Origin of the sequence: Acidovorax sp. Root70 (assembly GCF_001428225.1) — a bacterium.
Lineage (GTDB): Bacteria > Pseudomonadota > Gammaproteobacteria > Burkholderiales > Burkholderiaceae_C > Acidovorax.
The window spans coordinates 47,585-73,157 of the sequence record NZ_LMHQ01000011.1 but is presented as its reverse complement, the minus strand read 5'-3'; the positions used below and the strand labels follow the sequence as shown (position 1 = coordinate 73,157).

Sequence of the window (25,573 nt, the reverse complement as noted above, 5' to 3'; positions counted from 1 at the left end):
TTGACGGTATCGTGGGGGTCAGGCCGCGCGTGGTGCGCGGATGGCCGTCTTGGGCCGGAACGCCTTGCAGACCTCGTCGCGTGTTTCCATGTACGGCCCGCCGATCAGGTCCACGCAGTACGGCACGGCGGCAAAGATGCCCGGCACGATCTGTTTGCCTTCGGCATCTTTCAGCCCTTCCAACGTCTCGGCAATCGCCTTGGGCTGGCCGGGCAGGTTGATGATGAGGCTCCGGTCGCGCACCACGGCCACTTGGCGCGAGAGGATGGCGGTGGGCACAAACTTGAGGCTGATCTGGCGCATTTGCTCGCCAAAGCCCGGCATCTCCTTGTGCGCCACGGCCAGTGTGGCCTCGGGCGTCACGTCGCGCAGGGCAGGGCCGGTGCCGCCGGTGGTCAGCACCAACGCGCAACCGGCGTCCACCAGCTCGATCAGCGTGGCGCTGATGCCGGCCTGTTCATCGGGGATCAGGCGCGGCTCGAAGGTGATGGGGTTGTGCAGCGCACGGGTGAGCCAGTCCTGCAGCGCGGGCAGGCCCTTGTCTTCATAGACGCCGGTGCTGGCACGATCGCTGATGGAGACGATACCGATCTTGACGGCGTCGTGGATGGCTTCACTCATCATCGTTGTCCTCGTCGGAGTCGCTGGCGTCAGCTGTGCCGGTGCCGCCCAGGTGCTCGCGCACCAGCTGGAACAACTCGCGGTACGCACGGCCCTTGCGGGGCGCCAGGCCTTGCGAGACCTGGACATTCGCCTCTTTGCCTGCGGGCTGCGCATCCTTGCGCGCCTGACGGATCAAGGCGCGCAGCTGCTGTGTGTCGGTGGTGGGGTGCTCGGCCATCCAGGCCGCCAACGTGTCGTCGTCGGCGATCAGGCGGTCGCGCCATTGTTCGGCCAGGTGCAGTTGCAGCTTTTCGGTGGCAGAGCCCTTGTGCTGCTCTTCCAGGGCCTGGCGGGCGGCTTGCACCAGCTCGGGTTCGAGCTTGCGCATGAGCTTGCCCACGTACTGCATCTGGCGGCGCTTGCCTTCAAAGTTGGTGATGCGCTTGGCCTCGGCCAGCGCCTCCACCAGCTTGTCGGGCAGGCCCACGGCGTCGAACAGGTCGGCGCGCAGGTTCAAAAGCTCCTTGCCCAGGTCCTGCAGTTCGTCGCTCTCGCGCTTGAGATCGGTGCGGCTGGCATCGGGCGTTCCTTTGAGTTCGGCCTTGAGCTGAATGTCCAGTTCGCTGCCTTCGGCAACGAACTGGCCTCGCACAAAGTAGCCTTTTTTGGGTTTGCGTGACATGGGTGGTGGGGGCAAAAAACGACTGACGCAGAGCGCGCCACAGTGGCAAGTATCATAGCTGCCGCTATGAACAAACCCTCGAATCGCGCCTCGCGCACCCCTGGCGCGCTGGCCGCCGCGCCCGCAGCCGCCACCTCTCGCACCCCTGACAGCGGCTTCAGCTACAGCCGCCCGTTTTTTGAAGAGCTGGTGGACCGCGCCCTGGCGCATGCCAAAAAGCTGGGCGCCACCGACGCGGGCGTCGAGGCGTCCGAAGGCTGCGGCCTGTCGGTCAGCGTGCGCAAGGGCGAGCTGGAGAATGTGGAGCGCAACCGCGACAAGTCGCTGGGCGTGACGGTCTACATCGGCCACCGCCGGGGCAATGCCAGCACGTCAGACTTTTCGACCAAGGCGATCGAGCAGACCGTGCAAGCGGCCTACGACATCGCCCGCTTCACGGCCGAAGACCCCGTGGCGGGCCTGCCCGATGCCGACGACATCGCGCCCGCCGACACGCACCGCGACCTGCAACTCTTCCACCCTTGGGCCATCACCAGCGAAGAGGCTGCAGAGATGGCCAAGGCCTGCGAGGCCGCCGCATTCAAGACCCACCGCCGCATCACCAACAGTGAAGGCGCGGGCGTGTCGGCCCAGCAAAGCCATTTCTTCAGCGCCCACACGCGCGGCTTTCGCGGTGGCTATGCCAGCTCGCGCCACAGCTTCTCGGTGGCCCCCATTGCCTCGCTGCCTGGAAAGAATGCCGAGATGCAGCGTGACGCCTGGTACAGCTCCATGCGCAACGCCGCCGAGTTGGCCTCGCCCGAGGCCGTGGGCCGCTACGCTGCGCAGCGCGCGCTGAGCCGTCTGGGCAGTCGAAAGATCCCCACCACCCAATGCCCGGTGCTGTTCGAATCCACCCTGGTCGCTGGCCTGCTGGGCGGTTTTGTGCAGGCCATCAGTGGTGGCTCGCTGTACCGCAAGAGCAGCTTCTTGCTCGACTCGCTGGGCAAGATGGTGTTCCCCAAGCACATCGACATCCTCGAAGACCCGTTCATCCTGGGCGGCAAGGGCAGCTCGCCGTTTGACGAGGAAGGCGTGCGCGTGGCGCCGCGCAAGGTGGTGCAGGGCGGCCGCGTGCAGGGCTATTTCCTCTCCAGCTACTCGGCCCGCAAGCTGGGCATGAAGACCACGGGCAATGCCGGGGGCTCGCACAACCTCACCCTGACCTCGCGCCTGACACAAGCCAGCGACGACCTGGACGCGATGCTGCAAAAGTTGGGCACGGGCCTGTTTGTGGTGGAGCTGATGGGCCAGGGCGTGAACTACGTGACCGGCGACTACTCGCGCGGCGCGAGCGGCTTCTGGGTCGAGAACGGCAAGATCGCCTACCCTGTGCACGAGATCACCATCGCGGGCAACCTGAAAGACATGCTCAAGGGCATCGAGGCCGTGGGCGCGGATGCCTACAACTACGGCGCCAAGACCGTGGGATCGATTCTGGTGAACCGCATGAAGGTGGCGGGGAGCTGAGAAGGCGGGAGCGAACCCGCGCCCACGCCCGCTCGGCCAGGCCGGATTCCTTCCCCCTTCTGACGGCGGCCCTGGTCCAGAGACTGGCCAGGGTGGGCCTGTACCGACTCCTGCGTTTTGCGTTGCTGTCATCAACGAAACGCAATATGGTGTGGGTGCCGCTTAGCCAGTGGGCACTTCAACCCTCCAAGGAGTCACCATGTCGAAAGTTCTGGTTCTTTACTATTCCACCTACGGCCACATTGAAACCATGGCCCAGGCCGTGGCCGATGGGGCGCGCTCTGCGGGCGCTACCGTCGATGTCAAGCGGGTGCCAGAGACTGTGCCTGAAGACATTGCCAAGGGCGCGCATTTCAAGCTGAGCCAGTCTGCTGGTGTGGCCACCGTGGCGGAGCTGGAGGGCTATGACGCCATCATCGTCGGTGCGCCCACCCGTTTTGGCCGCATGCCTTCGCAGATGGCTGCATTTCTCGATCAGGCGGGTGGTCTGTGGGCACGCGGTGCGCTCAACGGCAAGGTAGGGGGCGCGTTTACCTCCACAGCCACCCAGCACGGTGGGCAGGAGGTCACGCTGTTCTCCATCATCACCAATCTGATGCACTTCGGGATGACGATTGTGGGCTTGCCCTATAGCTACCAGGGGCAGATGACCCTGGATGAGGTCGTTGGCGGAAGCCCCTATGGCGCCACCACGATTGCGGGCGGCCAGGGCCAGCGCCAGCCCAGCACCTTGGAGCTGGACGGTGCACGTTTTCAGGGCAAGTTGATCGCTGAAACCGCGAACAAGCTGTTTCCCTGATCTGATCGTCCCGCCTGCATCCATCGTTCTGGCGGCAGTTGGTTTGCCGCCAGCCATCAGCCGTCAGCCATTTGCCATAGGCCTGCGCCCATGCAAGGGTGCGCGACTCCGGGCTTTTTGAGCGTTTGGTTCCCGGGCCCCGAGCGACTCCGTGACACTCCAAGATCCCGCACTATTGCGCCGACTGCTGCGCGCCAAGGACCGCATGGACGCCGCGTCGCACGAGGCCTGGCCGGTGCAGCGGCTGGCCGAGGTCAGCGGCGTCTCCGAGGCGCATTTCGCCCGATCCTTCCGGCAGGCCTTTGGCATTCCGCCACACCGTTACCTGCTGACTCGCCGTATCGAGCAGGCCACCACGCTGCTGCGTGATACGGACTTGCCCATCATCGAGATCGCGTTTGCCACCGGCTGGGAAAGCCTGGGCACCTTTGGGCGCACCTTCCGTGATATCACCGGGCAGAGCCCCAGTGCGGTGCGCCTGCAGGCCCAGGCCACGGTTGCCCCCCTGAACAAGGTGCCCGCCTGCGTGTTGAAGGCCACGCAGCGTCCCGACCTCACTACCGCAGTTTCGGAGAAGCGCCGCCGGCAGGCCGCAGGTACAAAGCCGACATCAGCAACAAACCAGGAGATCTGATGACGATGAACCAAGGCATTGGTGTGGTGGGCGTGTATGTGGACGACCAGGACGAGGCGCTCGCGTTTTACGTAGGTAAGCTCGGGTTTCGCGTGCACACGGACGTGCGCAACGGCCCCTACCGCTGGCTGACGGTGCAGCACCCCGACCAGCCGGGCTTTCAGCTGGGCCTGTTCTGGCCCGGCCCGCCGATCCATGATGAAGCCACAGCGCTAACTTTGCGCGCCATGGTGGCCAAAGGAGCCATGCCCGCTCTGGTGCTTCATGTTGCGGACTGCCGCGCGGACTATGCCCGACTGCGGAACTTGGGTGTGGAGTTCACACAGGAGCCCGTGGACCGGTACGGCAACGTGGACGCAGGCTTTCGCGACCCGGCGGGCAACGGCTGGAAGATGATCCAGCTTGCCGCTGGAGGTGCGCAATGAGCGCCGGTGCGGGCATCCGGCGGTTTCATCGCTGGGTGTCGATGGCGTTCACTCTTGCTGTCATCGCCAACTTTGTGGTCCGTGCGCAAGGTGCAGGCAACCCGCCGGACTGGGTGACGTATGCACCCCTGCCGCCGCTGGCGCTGCTGTTGTTGACGGGGCTGTACCTGTTCGTGCAGCCCTACCTGCAGCGGCTTGCTGCCCGGTCTTCCGTTCGGCCTGCCCCGGGTGCCCAGGGCTGGCCGCCCGCGTGACGTCGGGTGGTGTGCCCCGCCATCACTCTGCGAGGCCCGCAAATTCCGCCAGCAACTCCAGCACGCCCTCCACTGCCGGGGAGGGCGGCGGCTGGTGCCGGTGGGCCACGGCCATGGGGCGCATCAGCGGCGGCTGCAGGGGGCAGATCTGCACACCGGGCGTGCCCTGCAGGTCTTCCACCTCTTCCATCGGCAGCAAGGCGGCGCACTGGCTGGCCACGGCCAGGCTTTTGAGGGCGCCGGGGTAGCTCAGCGCCAGAAACGGGCGCGGGTGGTGCCCCGCCTGGCCAAACCAGTTGGCGATCAGCCCGTGCATTTGCGTGGCGGGCGCAAACGAGGCCCAGCGACGGCTGGCCAGCCAGTCGGGGCCGATGTGCTCGGGTGCCTCCCACGCGGCGGGCAGCAGGGCCACCATGGGGTCGTTGCGCCACGGGGTCTGCCGCACCTCGGCCAGCGGCGGCTGGGGGCTGGCGACGATGGCGATGTCCAGCGTGCCCGCTTTGAGCCGCTGCATCGACTCGGCCGAGCCCACGGCCTCCAGGCGGATTTCCACACCCGGGCTGCGCGCCGCCAGCGCCTCCAGCATGCGCGGCAGCAGCCGGGTGCTGACCCCCGCCGACACGCCCACCCGCACCATGCCTTCGCGGCCAGAGGCACGGCGCCGCACGCGTTCCACGAGGTCATCACTGGCCAGTAGCAGCTGGCGGCCTTCGCGCACCAGCACTTCGCCTGCGGGGGTGAGGTCGGCCTGGCGCCGCCCGCGCACCACCAGCTCGGCGCCCAGGCGCGATTCCAGTTCCTTGATGTGCATGCTGACTGTGGGCGGCGCCAAGTGCAGCGCCTGGGCCGCAGCAGCAAAGGTGCCCAGGTCGGCGATGGCGATCAGGGTCTGCAGCTGGTCGAGGTTGAGGTTACGCATCAGGTTTCCTGACTTCAGGATTCAATGAATTCAACTTTACAGATGTTAGCCCCGCCGCGAGCATCGGGGCCATGTTGCATCCCACCCGTCTGGACCCCGAAGACACCGCTCGCCACGCCCTTGCCCGCCAGCCCCCGGGTGCACTGCCACAGCGCCCGGCCCGTGCCGCCCGCTGGCCGCGCCGGGTGCAGCGCCTGGGCTGGCGTTGGCTGCGGAGGCTGGGTGCTGCCTTGGCCCGGGCCGAGCAGCGCATCACCGACAACTTCAGGGTACCGCCCCATGGGGGCTGAGGCAGTTTGGGAGCGTGGAGGAGGCAGTGCGCAGTGGCGTGGCGCCGGGGATCGGCCTACACTGCCAGACCGGTCGGACGGCCTGGACCGGGCCCTGGCGCACCGCCAGGAAGGCTGCATGTCACCCCTGCTGCATGTCGGGCCGGATTGAGCGAAAGGACCTGGTATGTTGTCCGATTCCTCCGTAACCACCATGCTGCCCGTGATGGACATGGACCGCGCCCGCGCCTTCTACGAGGGCTGCCTGGGCCTGAGGCCCGGCGGCTTCCGGCCCGATGGCAAGTTTGTCTATGCCGTAGGGGGCAGCACGCTGGCGCTGTTCCCCAAACCGGAAGGCACCAAGGCCGACCACACGGCCATCAGCTTTCTGGTGGCCGACATCGCCGCCGCCATCGAGGCGCTGAAACGCGCCCAGGTGGTCTTTGAGGACTACGACTTCCCCGGCCTCAAGACCGTGAACCATGTGTGCGTGCTGGGCGCCGAGAAGGCCGCGTGGTTCAAGGACACCGAGGGCAACTACCTCTGCCTGCACGAGGACATTGCCACCTAGCCCGTGGTTTCAATAAAAAAAGGCCGGTACCGCGCGATAGGTATGCCTTTTAAGCTATGGAAATAGGAGCGTTGGGTCGAGGGCTGTGGCTCAGTTCCCCGCCACCCGTGCCGCAATCGCCTCGCCCACCTGCGTGGTGCTGGCCGTGCCGCCCAGGTCTGGCGTGCGTGGGCCGCTTTTGATGACCTCTTCGATGGCCGTGACGATGGCGTCATGCGCCTGCCGCCCCGCGCCCTGGCCCTGCGTGAGGAAGTCCAGCATCAGCGCACCCGACCAGATCATGGCAATCGGATTGGCGATGTTTTTGCCGTAGATGTCGGGTGCCGAGCCATGCACGGGCTCGAACAGGCTGGGGAAGGAGCGCTCGGGGTTCAGGTTGGCCGAAGGGGCGAGGCCAATGGTGCCGGTGGTGGCGGGGCCCAGGTCGCTCAGGATGTCGCCAAACAGGTTGGTCGCAGCCACCACGTCGAATCGGCCCGGCTGCAGCACAAAGCGGGCGGTGAGGATGTCGATGTGCTGCTTGTCCAGCGTGACCTCGGGGTAGCCCTTGGCCACGTCGTCCGCGCGCTGGTCCCACCAGGGCATGCTGATGGCGATGCCGTTGCTCTTGGTGGCCAGGGTCACGTGTTTCTTGGCGCGGGCCTGGGCCAGGTCGAACGCGAACTTCAAGAGGCGGTTGGCACCGTGGCGGGAGTAAACGGATTCCTGGATCACGATCTCGCGGTCGGTGCCTTCGTACATCACGCCACCCAGCGAGGTGTATTCACCCTCGGTGTTCTCGCGCACCACGTAGTAGTCGATGTCGCCGGGCTTGCGACCGGCCAGGGGGCAGGGCACGCCCTCGAACAAGCGCACAGGGCGCAGATTGATGTACTGGTCGAATTCGCGGCGGAACTTGAGCAGCGAACCCCACAGCGAGATGTGGTCGGGCACGGTGGCGGGCCAGCCGACGGCGCCGAAGAAGATGGCGTCCATGCCTGACAGCTGGGCCTTCCAGTCGTCGGGCATCATTTTTCCGTGGGTGGCGTAGTAGTCGGAGCTGGCCCAGTCGATGGCAGTGGTTTCGAGCGCAATGCCAAAACGCGCTGCGGCGGCCTGCACCACGCGCAGGCCTTCGGGCATCACCTCCTTGCCAATGCCGTCTCCGGCGATGAGGGCGATGCGGTAGGTTTTGGCGGGGGCGGAAGAGGTCATCAAGCGGTCCTTGCAATGGCGTCGGGGATGCGGCTGCAGGCGCAGCCAGCGGCATGGCGTGCATTGTTCCCAGCGCTGCCGATAACTACAATCCGCCAACTGTGGCTTCATCCTTCACACTTTGTGCATAAAAATCCTGCAGCGGAAGACCTGCGCGTGTTCACGGCCGTGGTGCGCAAGGCGAGCTTTGGCGGCGCTGCCACCGAGCTGGGGACCTCACCCGCCTATGTCAGCAAGCGCATTCGCCTGCTGGAGCAGGACCTGCAGGTCAAGCTGCTGCACCGCACCACCCGCCGCGTGGCGGTGACGGAAGAGGGTGAGCGCGTCTTCCACTGGGCGCAGTGCATCCTGGACGACATGGAGCAGCTGATGCAGGAGGTGGCGGTGACGCGCAGCGAGCCGCGTGGCCTGCTGCGGGTGAGCAGCAGCTTTGGCTTTGGCCGCCAGATTGTGGCGCCCGCGCTGTCGCGGCTGGTGGAGCAGCACCCAGGGCTGCAGGTGCGGCTCGAAGTGTTCGACCGGCTGGTGGATGTAGCGGGTGAAGGGTTTGATCTGGATGTGCGCGTGGGCGACGAGATTGCGCCGCACCTCATTGCCCGCCGCCTGGCGGACAACCACCGCGTGCTGTGCGCAGCGCCCGCCTACCTGCAGCGCAAGGGCACGCCGCGCACCGTGGCCGACCTGGCTGCGCACGACTGCCTGGTGATCAAGGAGCGCGACCACCCGTTTGGCGTGTGGCGCTTGCGCAGTGGTGCGCAGGAGGAGTCGGTGAAGGTGCGCGGCCCGCTGTCGGCCAACAACGGCGAGATGGCCGTGCAGTGGGCCGTGGACGGGCGCGGTGTAGTGTTGCGCTCGCTGTGGGATGTGGGCGCGCACCTGCAGGCGGGGCGCCTGGTGCAGGTGCTGCCGCAGTGGCAGCAGGAGGCGAATGTGTGGGCCGTGTACCCCACGCGGCTGGAGCGCTCGGCCAAGGTGCGGGTGTGCGTGGAGTTTCTGCAGGCGCATTTCCGCGCCGGGTGGATGGCGCGGGGCATTGAGATGGGGGGAAACGCCTCGGTCTGAAGCAAAAATAGCCGCTACCGCCCGTCTGGCAAGCGGTAGCAGCTATCAAAAAGATACTGACTGGGTGGAAGCGGGGGGCGATCAGCCCGCCAGCGCGGCCTTCACCGCAGCCGACACCTGGCCCATATCGGCCTTGCCCGCCAGGCGGGTCTTGACCACACCCATGACCTTGCCCATGTCGCCAGGGCCCGAGGCACCCACTTCGGCCACGATGGCCTTCACGGCAGCCAGCGTTTCTTCGGCCGACATGCGCTCGGGCAGGTAGGCCTGCAGCACGGCCATCTCGGCCTTTTCCTTGTCGGCCAAGTCCTGACGGCCCGCGCCTTCAAACGCGGTGATCGAGTCCTTGCGCTGCTTGATCAGTTTGTCCACGATGGCGACCACGGCTGCGTCGTCCAGCACGACGCGCTCGTCCACTTCCTTTTGCTTCATCGCGGCCTGCAGCAGGCGGATGGTGCCCAGGCGCTCGCTGTCCTTGGCGCGCATGGCGGTTTTCATATCTTCGGTGATCTGGTCCTTGAGGCTCATGGCGGCTTCCTTGGTTGGTTTTTAGACAAGAACAGGGGTTTGCCAAAAACAAAAACCCGCGCTTGGCGTCCCTAGCGCGGGTTTGTCGGCACTCCGTATCAGGACGGTGCCAAAGCGGTACTTAGTACAGCTTCTTGGGCAGTTGCATGCTGCGAACGCGCTTGTAGTGACGCTTCACGGCAGCAGCCTTCTTGCGCTTGCGCTCGGCGGTGGGTTTTTCGTAGAACTCACGGGCGCGCAGGTCGGTCAGCAGGCCGAGCTTTTCAATGGTGCGCTTGAAGCGGCGCAGTGCAACGTCAAAGGGTTCGTTTTCTTTTACGCGGATCGTAGTCATTAGCTAATGTTTTCCAAATGGTGCCTGCAGAGGGGCTTGGGGAGATCGGGCCTCAAGTCCGTACAAAGCGGTTTCCCCGTCTGTAACTAGTATTTGGCCGACGGAGCATTGCCAGCAAAGCCGGAGATTATAGCCTTTATCTGCACCCGCAGCGCAAGGGCCGCCCATCTGCCCCCAGATAGGGCGTCGGTGGGCTTCTCGCTGGCGCGGTCGCACTGCAATGGCGCGGAAGTTGCTTCATGTTGTAACACTCCTATTCACCGGTGGGGAGCCCTGGCCATCCGCCCGGGCGCGCTCCGCCGCAGACACCATGGCATTCATGCACCGCGTATCGGGTTGGCTGGGCCGGCTCAGTGTGGGCCGCAAGCTCATGCTCATCTATCTGCTGGACCTGACGGCGGTGATCTACGTCTCCAGCATCCTGATCCACGAAAAGTACCTGGCGATCGATTTCACGCGCAAGGAAGTGGTGGGCACGACCTATGCGGCCGTGGTGCGCGACGGGTTGATGGGGCAGTTTCTGGACGCATCGCAGCAGCCACCGCTGGTGGCCGATGTGCTCACCCGGCTGGACGCCGTGCGGGCAGCCCACGACGAGCAGCTGCGCACTGCCGAGATAGGCCAGCGGTTTGGCATGGCGCTGCAGCAGCTGGCGGGGCCGCCCCAGGGGGGCTCGTCCACCGTCGATCCGCAGACACTCACCCGCCAGCGCAGCCAGTTGCTGCGCGAGGGGCGCGAGCTGCTCACCACGGTGGGCAACCAGTCCAACCTGATCCTGGACCCGGACCTGGACAGCTACTACGTGATGTCGCTGGTGGTGCTGCGGTTTCCAGAGCTGCTGCAGGCGGTGCACGACACGGTAAGTTTTCTGAGTGCGGCTTCCTCGGCGCGGGGGCCGCAGTGGACCTCGGAGCTGCTCACGCTGGTGGGGCGGCTGGACGCGGTGATGCTGGGCATCGAGTCGGACTACAACCAGGCATTCATTGCGGGATCTCCCGAGATGCGGGCTGCACTGGTGCACCAGCGTGAAGCGCTCAAGACGGCGCAGGAGGGCTTTCAGGCCCTGCTGCAAGGCATTGCATCGGGCGAGTCGCGCCTGACGGTGGCGCAAGTCGGTGTGCAGGAGGCCCTGGTGCTGGGCGCGCTGCGCGATGCGTGGTCGGTGGGCATTGTGGACCTGGAGCGCCTCCTGAACCAGCGCGCCGACAGCCTGTTTGCCCGCATGTGGCTGCACCTGGGCACGGCGCTGGTGCTGCTGGGCTGCATCCTTTCGCTCGTCACCCTGGTCGCGCGCCAGATCGCCAAGCCGCTGCAGCAACTGGCCCGCGTGGCCGACGAGGTGCGCAAGAGCGGTGACCACACACTGCGCGCGCAGTGGAACAGCCGCGACGAAATCGGCCGCCTGGTCACCGCGTTCAACGAGATGCTGTCGCAGCTCGACCGCGACCGCGTGCTGCAGCAGGAGCTGGCCGCCAGCGCCCGCGCGGCCGAGGCGCAGCGCGAGCTGGTGGAGGCCTTCCCCATCCCCATGGTGGTCACGTCCATCCCCGAGCACGAGGTGCTGCATTCCAACGCGCCCGCCGCCCACTGGCTGGGTGGCCGCAAGACCGACCCCTGGGCCGTGGGGCTGGAGCCCGGCGTGCGCGCGCGGTTCTTCCAGCGCCTGGCAGACCAGGGATCGGTCGATGAGTTTGAAGTGCGCTGGAAGGGCAGCCCTGAGCCCTCGTGGGCCGTGCTGTCGGCGCGGCGCCTGCAGTTCCAGGGGCGCGACTCGGTGCTCACGGCCTTCACGCCCATCAACGTGCTCAAGGTGATGGAGCAGCGCCTGGAGCTGTGGGCCAAGGTGTTCGAGGCCTCGTCCGAGGGCATCATCATCATGAACGCCGAGCAGCAGATCATCAGCGTGAACAAGGCGTTCTGCCGCAGCACGCACTACGACTTCTACGAGGTCATCGGCGAGAACCTGGGCTTTTTGCTGGAAGAGGCGGGCGGCGAGCCGCTGCCCGCGCAGATCCAGCGCACCATGCTCGACAAGGAGTCGTGGCAGGGCGAGGTACGGTTTCGCCGCCGCTCGGGCGAGACCTACCCGGCCTGGCTCATGGTGTCGGCCGTGCGCGAGGGCAAGGGCGGTGCGGTGGCCAACCACATCGGCATCGCCATCGACATCACAGACCGCAAGCTCAACGAGGAGCGCATCCAGTTCCTGGCGCACCACGACGTGCTCACCGAGCTGCCCAACCGCTCACTGTGCGTGCAGCGCCTGCAGATGGCACTGGCGCAGGCGCCCATTACCGGCGAAAAGGTCGCGGTGCTGTTCATCGACCTGGACCGCTTCAAGGCCATCAACGACACGCTGGGCCACCACATTGGCGACGGCTTGCTGCGCTCGGTGGCCGCGCGGCTCACGCAGGCCGTGCGCAGCCGCGACACCGTGAGCCGCCTGGGCGGCGACGAGTTTGTGGTGGTGATGCGCGACGTGGCCGGGCGCGAGGACGTGCAGCAGCTGGTAGAGCGGCGGCTGATCCCGCTCATCCGCCAGAGCCATCCGGTGGAAGGGCACGAGCTGAATGTGTCCTGCAGCGTGGGCATTGCCGTGTACCCCGAGGACGGTAGCGACATTGACGAACTCATGCGCCGCGCCGACGCCGCCATGTATGAGGCCAAGACCACCGGCCGCGACATGGCGCTGTTCTATTCGATGGAGACCGACCAGCGCGCCGTGGCCCGCCAGACCATGGAGCAGCAACTGCGCCGCGCTCTGGAGCGCCACGAGCTGAGCCTGCACTACCAGCCGCGCCTGAGCGCCCAGGGTGCCCAGCTGCTGGGCGTGGAGGCACTGCTGCGCTGGACCAGCCCGGTGCTGGGCTCCATACCGCCCAGCGAGTTCATTCCCATCGCCGAAGAGACCGGCATGATCCGCGGCATTGGCAGCTGGGTGCTGCAACAGGCCTGCGAGCAGTGGGTGCGCTGGCAACCGCTGGTGCTCGATGCGGGCCCGGGCGAAGCAGCGCTGACGCACCCGCTGGCTCAGGTGTCGATCTCGGTCAACCTGTCGGCCGCGCAGATGTCCGACCCGTCGCTGGTCACCGACATCGAGGCACTGCTGCTGCGCACCGGCATGCCTGCGCACCGGCTGGAGCTGGAGATCACCGAATCCCAGCTCATGGACAACGCCCATGCGGCCGAGCAGCAACTGGCGGCTCTCAAGGCGCTGGGTGTGCAGCTGTCCATCGACGATTTCGGCACCGGGTATTCGAGTCTGGCCTACCTCAAGCGCTTTGACATCGACCGCCTCAAGGTGGACAAGTCCTTTGTGCGCGACATGCTGGTCAACCCCGCCGACATGGCCATCACGCGCGCCATCATTGCGCTGGGCCATACGCTGGGGCTGCGCATCGTGGCCGAGGGTGTGGAAGACCTGGCCACGGCCCAGGTGCTGGGTGCGCTCGACTGCGAGGAGCTGCAGGGTTACCACTTCAGCCGTCCGCTGCCTGTGCCAGAGCTGGAGGCCTGGGCCTGCCAGCACCTGCCGCCGGGAGTGCCTGTGCGGGAGGCTCTGGCGACTGCGTGACGGGGCGTTGGCGTGTCAGTGCGGGGTGCCCGCCGGCTCTGCCAGCGGCAATGCCTGTGCACAGGCGTGGGCGCTGGCCCACGCCCACTGAAAGTTGTAGCCGCCCAGCCAGCCCGTCACGTCCACCACTTCGCCAATGAAGTACAGGCCCGGCTGGGCCTTGCACTCCATGGTCTGCTGCGACAGCGCGCGCGTGTCCACGCCGCCCAGCGTCACCTCGGCCTTCTTGTAGCCCTCGGTGCCCGTGGGCGTCAGCTCCCAGCGCGCCAGCTGCTCGGCCAGGCGCGTCAGGGCCTTGTCGCTGGCCTCGTTGATGGGGCGTTGCCAATCAGCCTCGCGGCTGGCCCAGGCGTCGGCCAGGCGGCTGGGCACCAGGGTGGCCAGCTCGTTGGCAACCAGCTTGCGCGAGCGGGCCTTGCCCTGTGCCAGCGCTGCGGGCAGGTCCACCGTGGGCGCTAAGTTGATGGCCAGCGGCGTGCCTTCTTGCCAGTAGCTGGAGATCTGCAGCACCGCCGGGCCCGACAGGCCCCGGTGGGTGAACAGCAGGTCTTCGTCAAACGCCATGCGGTTCTTTTTGGCACCGGTGCTGATCTGCACCGGCAGCGCCAGCCCCGCGAGTTGTGCATAAGGCGCCCAACCGGCACCGTCAAAGGTCAGCGGCACCAGGCCCGGGCGGCGTTCGACCAGCGGGATCTGGAACTGCTGCGCGAGCCGGTAGCCGAAATCCGTGGCACCGATCTTGGGGATGGACAGCCCGCCCGTGGCAATCACCAGCGAGCGCGCTTGCACCGGGCCTCGGTCAGTATCAATTTGATAGCTTTCAATGCTTGATGGATGCGCGGTGGCGGCCAAAAATGCTATGTTTTTCACGGCACAAGGCTGCCAATGGGTCACCCCACCTGCCGTGCACTCGGCCAGCAGCATGGCAATGATGTCCTCGGCCGAACGGTCGGCAAACAACTGGCCCTTGTGTTTTTCGTGGTGGGGGATGCCGTGTTTGTCCACCAGCGCAATGAAATCCTGCGGCGTGTAGCGCGACAGCGCCGAGCGGCAGAACTGCGGGTTTTGCCCCACAAAGTGCTTGTGCGGCGCGGCCGGGTCCAGGTCGCGGTTGGTGAAGTTGCAGCGCCCGCCGCCCGAGATGCGAATCTTCTCGGCCACCTTGTCCGCATGGTCGATGAGCAAGACCTTCAGGCCCCGCTGGCCGGCCTGGCCCGCGCAGAACAGGCCGGCGGCGCCGGCGCCGATGATGACAACGTCGAAGGAGTGAGGAGCAGTGGGGGACGACACGGTGGAGCGGGAGGGGGCTGGCGGTGGCAGGGCCGCCATTGTCGCCGCTGCGCTGCGTAGGGGAGAAGGCCTATGCGCCGTGCGCGTCCATGGCGCGGCTACTGCCGGTACACCCCGCCCGAGCCGACCACCGCAATGTCCACGAAGTTGGAGCCATGGTGGTTCTGCGCGCTGAACTGGTAGCCGAAGCCGCCCAGGTCCAGGTTGCCCAGTCCTTCCATGGCCTGGACCAGGCTGGCGCGCGTGACGCCGGGCCCCGCTGCGCGCAGGCCTTCGATGAGCACGCGCGCGTCCATGTAGCCGGTGTACCGGTCATAGTCCACCGGCTTGTCGTAGCGCTTCATGGACGCCTGGAAGTCCCGTGTGAGCGCAATGGTGGGCTTGGTGGGGGACGGGCCGGTGCGTGCCACGGCCAGGCCACGTGCGTCGTCGCCCAGCGCCTTGAGCACGGCGGTGCCTGCGCCCAGCGACAGGGTGTAGATGGGCACGCCCAGGTGCGCGCGGTTGGCACGCACATAGGCCACCACGGACGGGCCCGCGGCCACCAGCAGCACGGCCTGCGGCTTTTGCGCGGCGAGGGCCTTGGCGGCTTCATTGGCATCTTCACCCGAAGAGGCCAGCGCGTGCGAGCCGGCGGGCGTGGCTCCCTCGGCGGCTATCGTCTTTTCCACCAGGGGCAGCAGCAGCTTGCCGAAGTCGTTGTTCTCGTAGGCCACGGCGATGCGCGAGGTCTGCACCGCCACCAGGTTGCGCACGATCTTCACCAGCTCGTCGGCATAGCTGGCGCGGGTGGTGAACAGGTAAGGGTGCTGCTGCGCGCGCACGGCGGGGCTGCCGGTGTACACGGAGATCAGCGGCAGTTTGGCCTGCGCAAGGTAGGGCAGCAGCGTCATGACCTGCGAGGTACCGGCCACACCGAACAGCGCCAGCACGCCGTCCTTTTCGCTCAGCTGCTTGGCGTTGTCCAGCGCACGGCGGGCATCGAAACCGTCGTCCAGCGATACCAGCCGGATCTTGCGGCCACCGATGCCGCCCTTGGCATTGGCGTCCTCCACGGCGGCCTCCTGCCCCTCGTGGATGGGCGAGAGGAACGGCGCCATGCCGCCTGACAGCGCCGTCGAGCGGCCGATCAGGATGTCTGCCTTGCCGCCTGCGGCGGGCTGTGCACGGGCGGGCAGGCCGGCCAAAGCCACTCCACCGGCCAGTGCCATCACCAGGCTGCGGCGTGCCAGGGGCGGCCGCTGGTCGGCGGGCCATGCATTCGCATTCGGGGTCTTCATCAAACAGCGTCTCCAGCAAAGAACCGATTCAAAGGGCTGCCAGGCCCCAAGGAGCGGCGATGGTAGGAGGCATGTGGGCTGTGCGCGCACCGGGTTTGTACCGGGGGCGCGTCATGTTAGGGACACGCGTCTATCGCCAGGGGCACGGCCGCCCGCACCTGCGCAAAGCGGTTGGGGGCCAGCCCGTCCCATGCGGCGCGGTAGCATGCGGTATGCACCTGTGAAGGTCGTAAACACGTTCTAAGGACCCACCCCATGACTTTGATCCGCTACGCCTTCTGTGCCCTGGCGCTGGGCTGCCTGGCCCCGGCCTGGGCCATCAACAAATGCACGGACGCCAATGGCAAGGTGTCGTTCCAGGACGCGCCTTGCGTGGGGGAGGGCGAGAAGATCGACGTGCGGCCCACCACGCGCGGTGCGACCCCCGTGCAATCCCCCGCGGCACCGGTGGCGGAGGGCGCGTTCGGCCCCGCGTGGCAGCGCAAGAACTACTTGCAGACCCAGGGCATCCCCCAGGCGCGTGCAGCCATCGAGCGCAACCAGCGCGAATGCACGGCCCAGAACAACGCTGTGGCCACGGCGGGCCCGCTGCGGCGCGGCAACCTGCCGTCGGGCAACCAGTTTGTGCAGGAGGGCGCGGAAAAGGCCGCCGACGACAAGGCCGCGTGCGAAGCGCGGACGGAAGCGCTGCGCGAGCAGCTGCGGGTGCTGGAGAGAGAGCTGGCCGCCCCCTAGCCCGTCACGCTGCGGCAGCCCCTTGTCTGCCGTTCGATCACCCCTTCCAGGTGAACGGAAACTTGAACTGCTTCACAAACCCGTTGGGCACGTAGTCGCCCAGCACGCCGTAGTGCTCGGGCCAGAGCTTGGTGCTTTTGACGGCGGTGCCAAACAGGTAGTCCAGAAACGCGAAGTGCGCCGCGTAGTTCTTGTCCAGCGCCTCCTGGTCCTGGCTGTGGTGCCAGTGGTGGAAGTTGGGCGTGACCAGCACGTAGCGCAGCGGCCCCAGGCGCACGCTCACGTTGGCGTGGTTGAACACGGCCTGGAAGCCCACCACCACGATGTATGCGTCGATCACTTCCTTGCTGAAGCCGAAGACATAGATGGGGGCCAGCACCAGTGTGCGGGTGATCAGCAGCTCCAGGATGTGCTGGCGCGAGCCGGCCATCCAGTCCATGCTTTTGACGCTGTGGTGCACCGCGTGCAAGCGCCACAGCAGCGGCACCTCGTGGTAGGCCCGGTGTGTCCAGTACTGCACCAGATCGGCCACCAGAATGATGAGGAACAGCGCCACCCAGAAGTTCAGGCCCTGCACCCAGCCGCGAATGCCGTCGCTCGCCGCCCAGCCAAAGAACTTGTGCACGATGAGGTTGGTGGCCAGCAGCACAAAGCCCACCACCATGTGGTTGACGATGAAGTGGTGAAAGTCCGTCTGCCACTCGGCGCGGAAGATGGGCTGGTCCTTGCGCAGCGCAAACAGCTTCTCGATGAAGATGAAGATCAGCGAGCTGCCCAGCAGGTCGAGGATGAACCAGTCCAGGCCAATGTAGGGCGTGTTGTCGGGGAAGTTGGGGTCCACTTCCACCTTGTATCCGCCCAGCAGCGCGGCAATCACCACGATGGCAAACGCAAAGGTAGCCAGCCAGCGTGCGCGGTTGAACAGAATGTTGACCAGCGAGATGCCCCCCGCAATCGCCATGGCCACCAGCATGATGTTGCGGATGACCGTCACGTCGTAGCTCTTGCGCAGCTGGGGCGTGGTCAGGTACTCGGGGAAGTGGAAGGCCAGCACGCCCAGCAGGCACAGGATGGCCAGCGTGAGCGCAATCACGCCCGACACCAGTCCCTTGCCGGTGCGCAATGCGCCGTGGCTTTCGGTGAATTCGTTGAGTTTTTCTAGTTCGATCATCGGTTCCTCCTCGCACCCGGTCAGCAGGCGCTGCGCGAGTGTAGCGAAGCTGCCACCCGCAGTGCCAGGGGCTCAACTTGCACGCGACGCAGCGCACATGGCTTTCTAAAATCACTGCATGAACATCCCTTCACACCAACTGAGCATGACCGTGCTCATGTCGCCCGACATGGCCAACTTTTCGGGCAACGTGCACGGCGGCGCCATCCTCAAGCTGCTGGACCAGGTGGCGTACTCGTGCGCCAGCCGCTATTCGGGCTGCTACACCGTGACGCTGAGTGTGGACCAGGTGATGTTTTTGCAACCCATCCATGTGGGCGAGCTGGTGACCTTTCTGGCCAGCGTGAATTACACGGGCAGTTCGTCGATGGAAGTCGGCATCAAGGTGGTGGCCGAGGAGATCCGTTCGCAGGTGGTGCGGCATGTCAATAGCTGCTTCTTCACGATGGTGGCAGTGGACGAGGCACGCAAGCCCGTGCAGGTGCCGCCACTGACACCCTCTACCCCCGACGAGCGCCGCCGCTGGGACGCTGCGCTGATCCGCAAGACGCTGCGCAAGGAGCTGGCGCAGCGGTTTCAGCAGGTGCGCGAAACCGCCGGGCAATAGCCCGCCTGGCAACCCGAGGCCCAGGGCATCTCGCCTGGGGTTTGCCTGATCCTTCAGGCCGCGCTCCGGCTGCGCCCGGCCAGTGACACGGCCTGGAGCGACAGGCCATCGATCTCGTTGGTGATGCCTGAGAGCACATTCGCCACCACCGCAAATTCGCGCCCGTGTTGGCCCGCACGCGCGGCCATCACCTGGGCATTGAAGCTGACCACCTTGGCCTCGCGTGCCACGGTCTGGATGGACTCCACAATGCCTGCGAGTTCTTTCATCAGCGTTTCGGACTTGGTTTTGCTGACCTGATCGAACGCGGTGGTGGCGGTGTTGAGGGCCTCCAGCACGCCGTCGGTGGATTCCACCAGCCGGGCCAGGGCGTCTTCAACGCGGGGGCTCTGGCGCTCGGTCAGGTCAAGGGCCGTCTCCACCTGGTGCGCAAAGTGATCGATGGTGGCGCGCACGCCCGAGGGGCCCTGGTACACCTTGCGGATGACTTCGGCACTGGCCGTGTCCAGATGCTGCGGTGTTTCGACCAGGCGGGCCTGGCTGTCGGCGAACAGCGCCAGGGTGCCGCGCGCGGCCTTCAAATGCAGATCGCTGCCGCGTGCGGCCAGCACGGTCTGCAGCACCATGCGTTGCGACAGCATGCGCTGGCGCGCAGCGAGGTTGACCAGAGACATGCCGCTGTCGCGGGAGGCGACCGGTGCAGACGAAGGGGGCAGCGTGGGCATGCTGGAGGTGCGTGCGGAGAGGGGGAAGGCTGCCATGGTGTTCCTTGTGCGGTTGCATTCAGATGCCAGTCTTCAAGCAATACCTGGGCCAATGTGGGTGCTGAAAACGACGGGCGCGATGGGGTTTGGAGCAAGGCGCGGCCCCACACCGCGCGTCACGCGGTGCGCCGTTGCGGCGTGCGGAAGGTTCAGCCGGCGCGGCGCGCCAACAAGGGCTGTGCTGCGGTGTCTTGTGAGGCCAGGGCCACACCCCGCACCACATCGCCCACCACAATCACCGAGGGGCTGGCCAGCCCTTCTTGCTCGATGGTGGCGTGCAGTTCGCCCAATGTGGTGACGGCATGCCGCTGGTGGGGCAGGCTGGCGTGCTGGATGATGGCCACGGGCGTGCTGGCGGGCAGGCCCGTGAGCAACTCCTGTTCGATGGTGGCGGCGCCGCTCACGCCCATGTAGATCACCAGCGTGAGCTTGGCGTCGCGCGCAGTGTGGGCCAGCTGGCGCCAGTCGGTGCCCGCATCGCCGGGCTTGGCGTGGCCGGTGACAAACACCACGCCGTGGGCATGCTCGCGGTGCGTGAGCGGTGCGCCCAGCGAGGTCAGGCCTGCAAGGCCCGCAGTGATGCCGTTGATGACGGTGACCTGCACGCCGGCGGCACGCAGGTGGTCCACCTCTTCGCCGCCCCGGCCAAAGATGAACGGGTCGCCACCTTTGAGACGCACCACGTTCTCACCCTCGTTCACGGCCATCAGCATCAGCTTTTCGATGAAGGCCTGGGGTGTGCTCTTGCAGCCACCGCGCTTACCGACATAGACGATGCGCGCCGTGGGCGATGCGTGCGCCACGATGGCGTCGCTCACAAGGTCATCCACCAGCAGCACTGTGGCGGCCTGGATGGCCTTGAGTGCCTTGAGGGTGAGCAGCTCCGGGTCGCCCGGGCCCGCGCCCACCAATGTGCAACTGCCACTGGTCCCCCGGTGGGGTTCGGTGGCGGACGGGGTGGTGGACGGCGTGGGGCGGCTCATGGGGATGTCTCCGAAGCGGTTTGATCTGCAGTGCGATCAGCGATGTGCAAGATATGTTCCACCTGGCGCGCAATCGCGGCTGGAATGGGCAACTCGCCGGCCAATACCTGGCGCGTGTAGGCGGCCGTGGTGGCCACATCGATCTCGGCGGGCAGGCCGGGCACCTCGCTGGCGGTGCCTGGCTGTTGCGCCTCCAGCACCGCGTGCACGCCGCGCACAAAGCCGTCGTAGCGCGGCGTGCGGCGTGGGTCGGTGGCCACCTCGCCCTCCAGACCGCGCGAGAGCAGGGCACTCATGCCCAGCGTGCGGAAGGTGGTTTGCAGCATCTCGAAGTATTCGGGGTGTGTGTAGGCGGTAACGACCACCGAGGCGCCCGCGCAGGGGCTCATCAGCTTGACCACGCTGTGCCCCGGGTTGCGCAGGCCCACCACCTCGCGCACAGACAGCAGGCGCGCCAGGCCCGCGTGCAGGTGCTGCGTGTGGATGTGTCGCACAGAGCCGTTAGCTATCTTTTCAGGAGCTGTCAGCGCAGGCACATCCAGCGCCAGCAGCACATCCGATGCCAGAATCCGCCGCGCCTCGGTGCGCATGCCGTGCAGCAGCACGGGCAGGCCTTTGCGCGCCAGCAGCAGCGCCAGCAGCGGCGTCAGCACGGGCAGCTTGCGCGCGCCGTTGTAGCTGGGCAGCACGATGAGCGGGCGGTCGGTGGCGGGCAGCAGCGCCAGGCGCTGGTGCGTGGCATCCAGAAAGCCGCACATCTCCTCTGGGGTCTCGCCCTTGATGCGCATGGCCAGGCAGAAGGCGCCAATCTCCAGATCGGTCACGGCGCCGTCCAGCACCTGGCCGAACAGGTCTGCAGCCTGCTCGCGCGACAGCGGCTTGGCGCCGCGCGCGCCGCGGCCAATTTCTTTGATGTACTGGCTAATGCCCATGGTCTTTGTTGGCGGGATGGGTGAAACAGGCCTCCAGCGTCGTTATCTCGGCTTGCCGTACGCAAGTACTGTCTGCGCCGAGATGCCTAGCTGGAGCCCTGTTGCACCCATCCTGATGCGTTTTTGGATATTCCCGCCATTTTCCTTTAGCTCAGAGAACTTTTGGTTATATGGCGGCCTGAGCCAGCGGCTTGGATGCCAGCGGCCCTGTGCTGCGCACCATGCGCTTGAGTTCGGGCACACACGAGCCGCAGTTGGTGCCGCAGCGCAGTTGGCCTTGCAGCTGTGCCAAGCGGTCGTCATCGGTGCCGTGGCACTTCGCCAGCTCGGCCGTGATGGCGGCGTCCGTCACGTTGAAGCAGGTGCACACCGGCTTGCCGCGCGACTGCACGGCCAGGGGGGCCTTGGCACCGGGCACCAGCAGCAGGCGGCCGTAGGTCTGTGCGGGCAGCTCTTCCTGCAGCAGGGTCTTGAGCCAGCCTTCGGCGCTGGTGTCGCCCGCCAGCACGATGCCTTCGAGCGTGGTGTTGTCGCCCTTGCGCGCCAGCCGCGCGGCGCGGCGCTGGCCGCGTTTTTTGTCGGCATACCGCAGCGTGTCGGCACCCACCATGCCCAGCAGGGCTTCGATCTGCGTGATCAGCGCGTCGGGCGGCGCCTCGTGGGCGGCGGCGCGCAGCAGCACGCCGGTGCGTTCGCGCCCCGGCTCGTCCAGCGGTGTGTTGTTGCTGAAGGGCACGCAGCTGGCAAACGGAAACTGCGACATCAGTGCAGACAAGGCTTCGCGCGCCGCCAGCGCGCCCTCGGCAGGCAGCCAGGCCATGGCCAGCAGCGTCCAGGGCAGCTCGGCCTTGAGCACCTTGACGGCCGCGTGTTTCAGCTCGGGCTGTTTGGAGCTGGGGCAGAAGGCCGAAGTAGTGAGCGCATTCACGCCCGCCAGCCGCTCGCCCGTGGACGAAAGCCCGCTGAGGAATTCGCTGCCCCAGTGCATGGCCATGAACACCTGCGACAGGCCCAGCGTGGTGTCGGCCTGCACGGGCACCACGATGGAGCCGCGCTTGCTGGTCACGTGCACCAGGTCGCCGCTGGCCAGCTTGCGCCGCTCCATGTCCTGCGGGTGCATCTGCAGGCTGGGCTCGGCCACATGGCCGAACAGGCGGCCCAGCGTGCCGGTGCGCGTCATGCCATGCCATTGGTCGCGCAGGCGGCCGGTGGTCAGGCTGAAGGGGTAGCGCGATTCGCGGGGCTCGGCGGTGGGCTGCCACGCATGCGCAGCAAAACGCGCGCGGCCATCGGCGGTGGGGAAGATGCCGTCTTCGTACAGGCGGGCCTTGCCGGTGGTGGCGCCCTCTGGCAGCGGCCACTGTTGGGGGCCCTCGGATTCGAGCGTTTCCCACGACAGTCCGGTGATGTCGAGGTCGCGTCCGCGCGTGCTTTCGCGGTGCTCGTTCCACACGGCCTCTGCGCCTGCATCGGCAGCGTCGGTGGCGTAAGGGAACAGCGTCGGCATGCCGGGCCGCAGGCGTGCCTCCAGTTGGTGCGCAAACTGCACCGCAATGGCCCAGTCGTGCCGCGCCAGGCCGGGTGCGGGCACAGCCGTGCGCACGCGCGAAATGCGGCGCTCGCTGTTCGTCACGGTGCCGGTCTTCTCGCCCCAGGTGGTGGCGGGCAGCAGCAGGTCGGCATAGGCGCAGGTGGCGGCGGTGGAAAAGGCCTCCTGCACCACCACAAACTCGGCGCGTTGCAGCGCGCGGCGCACCGTGGCTTGGTCGGGCATGCTCTGCGCGGGGTTGGTGCAGGCGATCCACAGGGCCTTGATCTCGCCGTCGGCGGCGGCCTGGAACATCTCCACGGCCGTCTTGCCGGGTTGGCTGGGCACATCGGCCACGCCCCACAGCGCGGCCACTTCGGCGCGGTGCTGCGGGTTGGCCAGGTCGCGATGGGCGCTGAGCAAATTGGCCAGGCCGCCCACTTCGCGCCCGCCCATGGCGTTGGGCTGGCCCGTCAGGCTGAAGGGGCCGGCACCGGGCTTGCCGATCTGGCCTGTGGCCAGATGCAGGTTGATGAGCGCGGCGTTCTTGGCCGTGCCGCTGCTGCTCTGGTTCAGGCCCTGGCAGTACAGGCTCAGGGTGGGTTTGCGGGTGGCGAACCCCTGGCCGTCAAGGCCAGCAAACCACCTTGCGGCAGTGGTCAGGTCGGCCACGCTGATGCCGCAGGTCTGCGCCACGCGCTCGGGCGTGCAGTCGCGCACCAGGGCCTTGAGCTCGTCAAAGCCCGTGGTGTGGGCGCCGATGTAGTTGGCGTCGATCCAGCCTTCCCACAGCATGATGTGCAGCATGCCGTTGAACAGCATCACGTCGCTGCCCGGCTGGATGGGCAAGAACAGATCGGCCATGCCGGCCGTGTCGGTGCGGCGCGGGTCGGCCACGATGACCTTCATGCCGGGGTTGGCGGCGCGTGCGTCTTCGATGCGGCGGAACAGGATGGGGTGCGCCCAGGCCGCATTGCTGCCCACGATGAACAGGCACTGCGCGTGTTTCACGTCGTCGTAGCAGGCGGGTGGCGCGTCAGCGCCCAGGGTCTGCTTGTAGCCCGCCACGGCGCTGCTCATGCACAGGCGCGAGTTGGTGTCGATGTTGTTGGTGCCGATCAGGCCCTTGGCGAGTTTGTTGAAGACGTAGTAGTCCTCGGTGAGCAACTGGCCGCTGACGTAAAAACCCACGGCGTCGGGGCCATGCTGGGCGATGGTGTGGGCGAACCGGTCGGCCGCCAGGGTCAGTGCTGCGTCCCAGGTCACGGGCAGGGCGGCTTCGTTGCGCTGTGCGCGTTGCAGCGGGTGCAGCAGCCGCGTTTGCAGGGTGACGGGGCTGGTGGCGGTGAGGTGCAGGGTCGAGCCCTTGGTGCACAGGCGACCAAAGTTGGCGGGGTGGGCGGGGTCGCCCCGCACGCCGGTGATCTGGGTGCCTGTGCTTTCGATGATCACGCCGCAGCCTACGCCGCAGTAGGGGCAGGTGGATTTGGTTTCTTGCATGGCGTGGTTGGGGTTGTTCTGGCCTCAGGCGCTAGTGAATATTGCGCTGTTAGCTATATTTTTGATAGTGCTCTCGTGTCCTCGCCGGGTACGCATGCGGCGCCCAGGGCGCAACACTTTCCACCGCTCACACACCCACCGCCCTGCGCGCAGGCCCTGCAATGGGTCGCGTCAAATCCGTGGCCACCGTTGCCAGCTCTCCCGCATCCAGGTACACCGTGCCGTCTTCCACCTTCACGGCAAACTTCGGTGTGCAGCCTTCGTCGGGCGCCGAGGCCTGGCCGTCGCACAGGCCGATCGTCCAGTTGTGCAGGGGGCACGCCACATGCGTGCCGAACACAATGCCCTGGCTCAGCGGGCCCCCCTTGTGCGGGCAGCGGTCCAGCAGCGCAAACACGCCACCAGCGTCGTTGCGGAAGATGGCCACGTCCAGGCCCTGGGCACGCGCCACGCGGCGTGAGCCCAGCACGGGGATGTCGTCCACCCGGCAGATGAGCTTCCATTCAGGGGTGCGGGGGGTGGTGGTCATGGGGATGGTCCTTGGTTTTGTGGGGTGGGGTATTGGTGTGCGGGCAGGGCCGTCGCAAGGCAGGCGCTCAGCTGCTGCCCAGGGCGGCATACAGGCCTGTCACGCGGTCCATGCTGGCCAGCAGGTTTTCGCTGCTCACAAACACTTCAGACACCTGCCGAAAGGTGTTGCTGCCGGTGCCCAGGCGCTGCAGGGCGGCGTCGAAGAACACCCACTGGCCGTCTGCCAGCAGCAGCTCCTGGCGGATGCGGTCGTTGGCCTGCGGGGCGTTGCGCAGCAGCTCGGTGGCGCTGATGAACTCGTCGCGTGCCTTGGCGATTTCTGTGGTGGCGGTGGAGGTGTCCACCCCCAGCATGGCCGACAGGCAGAACTTGGCCATGCGCTGGCTCAGCATGCGCTGGCGGCCCGCCACGTTGACCAGCTTGCCCACGGGCTTGCCCGAGGCGGCTTCGTACTGCACCGTGCCCTGGTGGGCCAGCGCCAGCACCTTGGCGTCGGCCTGCAGCAAGGCGGCAGCACCGTCGCGCGACGGGGTGGTGCCCAGCAGTGTGGCCTTGTGGTCGGCCCACGCCGATTCCAGCTTGGTGTAGGTGTCGCGGATGGTGGCCGAGGGTGCGTAGGCCTTGAGCTCGGCCAGCTGGCGCTCGAACAGCACCAGCGACTGGTCCAGCACGGCGCGCGCTGCGGGCGTGTCGGACTTGTGGGCCAGCGCCAGCCAGGCCTTGCCCATGCGCTGGCTCAGCATGCGCTGGCGGCCTGCCTTGTTGATGGCATCGTTCAGGTCGGTGACCTGGGCCTGGGCAGTGCCCAGCGACATGATGCCCAGGGTGCTCCAGGCCGTGGTGTAGCCGGCGGCGGTCAGCAAGGTGCGGCGTTGCATGGTGTGCGGCTCCGGGCGCT

General features: G+C 66.7%; 26 protein-coding genes. 11 read left to right on the top strand and 15 right to left on the bottom strand.

Annotated features, from left to right (window positions below; translation table 11 throughout):
* Positions 1-18: 18 nt before the first annotated feature.
* The gene (mog, locus tag ASD94_RS07560; protein ID WP_056640835.1) at positions 19-621 is read right to left on the bottom strand and encodes a molybdopterin adenylyltransferase; all 603 of its coding nucleotides are present in this window, start codon (positions 619-621) and stop codon (positions 19-21) included.
* Positions 614-1,285, bottom strand: a complete 672-nt coding sequence (gene yjgA / locus ASD94_RS07555; protein WP_056640832.1) for a ribosome biogenesis factor YjgA — start codon at positions 1,283-1,285, stop codon at positions 614-616. Before yjgA ends, mog begins: the two co-directional genes overlap by 8 nt.
* Before the next feature lie 66 nt (positions 1,286-1,351).
* Between yjgA and pmbA the strand changes: the two genes are divergently transcribed.
* From pmbA to ASD94_RS07530, 5 genes are all read left to right on the top strand, one after another.
* Complete coding sequence (pmbA, locus tag ASD94_RS07550) at positions 1,352-2,794, top strand: metalloprotease PmbA (protein WP_056640828.1); 1,443 nt, start codon at positions 1,352-1,354, stop codon at positions 2,792-2,794.
* A gap of 199 nt (positions 2,795-2,993) precedes the next feature.
* Positions 2,994-3,593: an NAD(P)H:quinone oxidoreductase gene (wrbA, locus tag ASD94_RS07545; protein WP_056640827.1), complete on the top strand. Its 600-nt coding sequence runs from the start codon at positions 2,994-2,996 to the stop codon at positions 3,591-3,593.
* Between the two features lie 205 nt (positions 3,594-3,798).
* Complete coding sequence (locus ASD94_RS07540) at positions 3,799-4,227, top strand: helix-turn-helix transcriptional regulator (RefSeq protein ID WP_233247303.1); 429 nt, start codon at positions 3,799-3,801, stop codon at positions 4,225-4,227.
* 5 nt (positions 4,228-4,232) lie between these two features.
* On the top strand, positions 4,233-4,652 hold the full coding sequence (locus tag ASD94_RS07535; protein ID WP_056640856.1) for a VOC family protein: 420 nt from the start codon (positions 4,233-4,235) through the stop codon (positions 4,650-4,652).
* Positions 4,649-4,906 carry a hypothetical protein gene (locus tag ASD94_RS07530; protein WP_056640821.1) on the top strand — a complete coding sequence of 86 codons (258 nt, stop codon included), beginning with the start codon at positions 4,649-4,651 and terminating at the stop codon, positions 4,904-4,906. The genes ASD94_RS07535 and ASD94_RS07530 overlap by 4 nt, the downstream gene beginning before the upstream one ends.
* A 22-nt stretch (positions 4,907-4,928) precedes the next feature.
* Here ASD94_RS07530 and ASD94_RS07525 read toward each other — a convergent pair whose 3' ends face one another.
* The gene (locus tag ASD94_RS07525; RefSeq protein ID WP_056640817.1) at positions 4,929-5,825 is read right to left on the bottom strand and encodes a LysR family transcriptional regulator; all 897 of its coding nucleotides are present in this window, start codon (positions 5,823-5,825) and stop codon (positions 4,929-4,931) included.
* A gap of 71 nt (positions 5,826-5,896) precedes the next feature.
* Between ASD94_RS07525 and ASD94_RS07520 the strand changes: the two genes are divergently transcribed.
* Complete coding sequence (locus ASD94_RS07520) at positions 5,897-6,115, top strand: hypothetical protein (RefSeq protein ID WP_056640813.1); 219 nt, start codon at positions 5,897-5,899, stop codon at positions 6,113-6,115.
* A 166-nt stretch (positions 6,116-6,281) separates the two neighbouring features.
* A complete protein-coding gene (locus tag ASD94_RS07515) occupies positions 6,282-6,665 on the top strand; it encodes a VOC family protein (protein ID WP_056640809.1) in 384 nt (127 codons plus the stop codon).
* A 90-nt stretch (positions 6,666-6,755) separates the two neighbouring features.
* On the opposite strand, the gene ASD94_RS07510 is transcribed toward ASD94_RS07515, so the two are convergent.
* Complete coding sequence (locus tag ASD94_RS07510; protein WP_056640806.1) at positions 6,756-7,859, bottom strand: tartrate dehydrogenase; 1,104 nt, start codon at positions 7,857-7,859, stop codon at positions 6,756-6,758.
* A gap of 123 nt (positions 7,860-7,982) precedes the next feature.
* Here ASD94_RS07510 and ASD94_RS07505 point away from each other — a divergent pair, with 123 nt between their 5' ends.
* A complete protein-coding gene (locus ASD94_RS07505; protein ID WP_199226308.1) occupies positions 7,983-8,921 on the top strand; it encodes a LysR substrate-binding domain-containing protein in 939 nt (312 codons plus the stop codon).
* An 81-nt stretch (positions 8,922-9,002) separates the two neighbouring features.
* Here the strand turns inward: ASD94_RS07505 and ASD94_RS07500 are convergent, their stop codons facing one another.
* A complete protein-coding gene (locus ASD94_RS07500) occupies positions 9,003-9,449 on the bottom strand; it encodes a GatB/YqeY domain-containing protein (protein WP_056640800.1) in 447 nt (148 codons plus the stop codon).
* A gap of 121 nt (positions 9,450-9,570) precedes the next feature.
* Complete coding sequence (gene rpsU, locus ASD94_RS07495) at positions 9,571-9,783, bottom strand: 30S ribosomal protein S21 (protein ID WP_007833691.1); 213 nt, start codon at positions 9,781-9,783, stop codon at positions 9,571-9,573.
* A 310-nt stretch (positions 9,784-10,093) separates the two neighbouring features.
* On the opposite strand from rpsU, the gene ASD94_RS07490 reads away from it, so the two are divergent.
* The gene (locus ASD94_RS07490) at positions 10,094-13,354 is read left to right on the top strand and encodes an EAL domain-containing protein (RefSeq protein ID WP_056640797.1); all 3,261 of its coding nucleotides are present in this window, start codon (positions 10,094-10,096) and stop codon (positions 13,352-13,354) included.
* A gap of 15 nt (positions 13,355-13,369) precedes the next feature.
* On the opposite strand, the gene ASD94_RS07485 is transcribed toward ASD94_RS07490, so the two are convergent.
* Complete coding sequence (locus tag ASD94_RS07485) at positions 13,370-14,644, bottom strand: NAD(P)/FAD-dependent oxidoreductase (protein WP_056640854.1); 1,275 nt, start codon at positions 14,642-14,644, stop codon at positions 13,370-13,372.
* Positions 14,645-14,742: 98 nt separating this feature from the next.
* Positions 14,743-15,924, bottom strand: a complete 1,182-nt coding sequence (locus tag ASD94_RS07480) for an ABC transporter substrate-binding protein (RefSeq protein ID WP_056640794.1) — start codon at positions 15,922-15,924, stop codon at positions 14,743-14,745.
* A gap of 255 nt (positions 15,925-16,179) precedes the next feature.
* On the opposite strand from ASD94_RS07480, the gene ASD94_RS07475 reads away from it, so the two are divergent.
* Positions 16,180-16,659: a DUF4124 domain-containing protein gene (locus ASD94_RS07475; protein WP_056640791.1), complete on the top strand. Its 480-nt coding sequence runs from the start codon at positions 16,180-16,182 to the stop codon at positions 16,657-16,659.
* Between the two features lie 37 nt (positions 16,660-16,696).
* Here ASD94_RS07475 and ASD94_RS07470 read toward each other — a convergent pair whose 3' ends face one another.
* Positions 16,697-17,830: a sterol desaturase family protein gene (locus ASD94_RS07470; protein ID WP_056640788.1), complete on the bottom strand. Its 1,134-nt coding sequence runs from the start codon at positions 17,828-17,830 to the stop codon at positions 16,697-16,699.
* 118 nt (positions 17,831-17,948) lie between these two features.
* Here ASD94_RS07470 and ASD94_RS07465 point away from each other — a divergent pair, with 118 nt between their 5' ends.
* A complete protein-coding gene (locus ASD94_RS07465) occupies positions 17,949-18,437 on the top strand; it encodes an acyl-CoA thioesterase (protein ID WP_056640785.1) in 489 nt (162 codons plus the stop codon).
* Between the two features lie 53 nt (positions 18,438-18,490).
* Here the strand turns inward: ASD94_RS07465 and ASD94_RS07460 are convergent, their stop codons facing one another.
* The 6 genes from ASD94_RS07460 to ASD94_RS07435 form a co-directional block, all read right to left on the bottom strand.
* Entirely contained in the window at positions 18,491-19,198 is a 708-nt protein-coding gene (locus ASD94_RS07460; protein ID WP_056640782.1) for a type IV pili methyl-accepting chemotaxis transducer N-terminal domain-containing protein, read from the bottom strand.
* A 152-nt stretch (positions 19,199-19,350) separates the two neighbouring features.
* Positions 19,351-20,184 carry a uroporphyrinogen-III C-methyltransferase gene (gene cobA, locus ASD94_RS07455; RefSeq protein ID WP_056640779.1) on the bottom strand — a complete coding sequence of 278 codons (834 nt, stop codon included), beginning with the start codon at positions 20,182-20,184 and terminating at the stop codon, positions 19,351-19,353.
* Complete coding sequence (gene ybiB / locus ASD94_RS07450; protein ID WP_056640776.1) at positions 20,181-21,116, bottom strand: DNA-binding protein YbiB; 936 nt, start codon at positions 21,114-21,116, stop codon at positions 20,181-20,183. Before ybiB ends, cobA begins: the two co-directional genes overlap by 4 nt.
* A 166-nt stretch (positions 21,117-21,282) precedes the next feature.
* Positions 21,283-24,144, bottom strand: coding sequence for a nitrate reductase (locus tag ASD94_RS07445; protein WP_056640773.1), 2,862 nt, complete (start codon positions 24,142-24,144; stop codon positions 21,283-21,285).
* Positions 24,145-24,271: 127 nt separating this feature from the next.
* Positions 24,272-24,673, bottom strand: coding sequence for a nitrite reductase small subunit NirD (nirD, locus tag ASD94_RS07440; protein ID WP_056640770.1), 402 nt, complete (start codon positions 24,671-24,673; stop codon positions 24,272-24,274).
* Between the two features lie 67 nt (positions 24,674-24,740).
* Complete coding sequence (locus ASD94_RS07435; RefSeq protein WP_056640767.1) at positions 24,741-25,553, bottom strand: type IV pili methyl-accepting chemotaxis transducer N-terminal domain-containing protein; 813 nt, start codon at positions 25,551-25,553, stop codon at positions 24,741-24,743.
* Between the last annotated feature and the right edge of the window lie 20 nt (positions 25,554-25,573).

Coding starts and splice junctions, on each gene's coding strand:
- ASD94_RS07445 (WP_056640773.1), bottom strand. CDS start 24,144: ATGCAAGAAACCAAATCCACCTGCCCCTACTGCGGCGTAGGCTGCGGC.
- mog (WP_056640835.1), bottom strand. CDS start 621: ATGAGTGAAGCCATCCACGACGCCGTCAAGATCGGTATCGTCTCCATC.
- ASD94_RS07490 (WP_056640797.1), top strand. CDS start 10,094: ATGGCATTCATGCACCGCGTATCGGGTTGGCTGGGCCGGCTCAGTGTG.
- ASD94_RS07525 (WP_056640817.1), bottom strand. CDS start 5,825: ATGCGTAACCTCAACCTCGACCAGCTGCAGACCCTGATCGCCATCGCC.
- ASD94_RS07435 (WP_056640767.1), bottom strand. CDS start 25,553: ATGCAACGCCGCACCTTGCTGACCGCCGCCGGCTACACCACGGCCTGG.
- ASD94_RS07470 (WP_056640788.1), bottom strand. CDS start 17,830: ATGATCGAACTAGAAAAACTCAACGAATTCACCGAAAGCCACGGCGCA.
- ASD94_RS07510 (WP_056640806.1), bottom strand. CDS start 7,859: ATGACCTCTTCCGCCCCCGCCAAAACCTACCGCATCGCCCTCATCGCC.
- rpsU (WP_007833691.1), bottom strand. CDS start 9,783: ATGACTACGATCCGCGTAAAAGAAAACGAACCCTTTGACGTTGCACTG.
- ASD94_RS07540 (WP_233247303.1), top strand. CDS start 3,799: ATGGACGCCGCGTCGCACGAGGCCTGGCCGGTGCAGCGGCTGGCCGAG.
- ASD94_RS07475 (WP_056640791.1), top strand. CDS start 16,180: ATGACTTTGATCCGCTACGCCTTCTGTGCCCTGGCGCTGGGCTGCCTG.
- ASD94_RS07520 (WP_056640813.1), top strand. CDS start 5,897: ATGTTGCATCCCACCCGTCTGGACCCCGAAGACACCGCTCGCCACGCC.
- yjgA (WP_056640832.1), bottom strand. CDS start 1,285: ATGTCACGCAAACCCAAAAAAGGCTACTTTGTGCGAGGCCAGTTCGTT.
- nirD (WP_056640770.1), bottom strand. CDS start 24,673: ATGACCACCACCCCCCGCACCCCTGAATGGAAGCTCATCTGCCGGGTG.
- ASD94_RS07500 (WP_056640800.1), bottom strand. CDS start 9,449: ATGAGCCTCAAGGACCAGATCACCGAAGATATGAAAACCGCCATGCGC.
- ASD94_RS07515 (WP_056640809.1), top strand. CDS start 6,282: ATGTTGTCCGATTCCTCCGTAACCACCATGCTGCCCGTGATGGACATG.
- ASD94_RS07480 (WP_056640794.1), bottom strand. CDS start 15,924: ATGAAGACCCCGAATGCGAATGCATGGCCCGCCGACCAGCGGCCGCCC.
- ASD94_RS07535 (WP_056640856.1), top strand. CDS start 4,233: ATGAACCAAGGCATTGGTGTGGTGGGCGTGTATGTGGACGACCAGGAC.
- ASD94_RS07465 (WP_056640785.1), top strand. CDS start 17,949: ATGAACATCCCTTCACACCAACTGAGCATGACCGTGCTCATGTCGCCC.
- ASD94_RS07530 (WP_056640821.1), top strand. CDS start 4,649: ATGAGCGCCGGTGCGGGCATCCGGCGGTTTCATCGCTGGGTGTCGATG.
- ASD94_RS07460 (WP_056640782.1), bottom strand. CDS start 19,198: ATGGCAGCCTTCCCCCTCTCCGCACGCACCTCCAGCATGCCCACGCTG.
- cobA (WP_056640779.1), bottom strand. CDS start 20,184: ATGAGCCGCCCCACGCCGTCCACCACCCCGTCCGCCACCGAACCCCAC.
- wrbA (WP_056640827.1), top strand. CDS start 2,994: ATGTCGAAAGTTCTGGTTCTTTACTATTCCACCTACGGCCACATTGAA.
- ybiB (WP_056640776.1), bottom strand. CDS start 21,116: ATGGGCATTAGCCAGTACATCAAAGAAATTGGCCGCGGCGCGCGCGGC.
- pmbA (WP_056640828.1), top strand. CDS start 1,352: ATGAACAAACCCTCGAATCGCGCCTCGCGCACCCCTGGCGCGCTGGCC.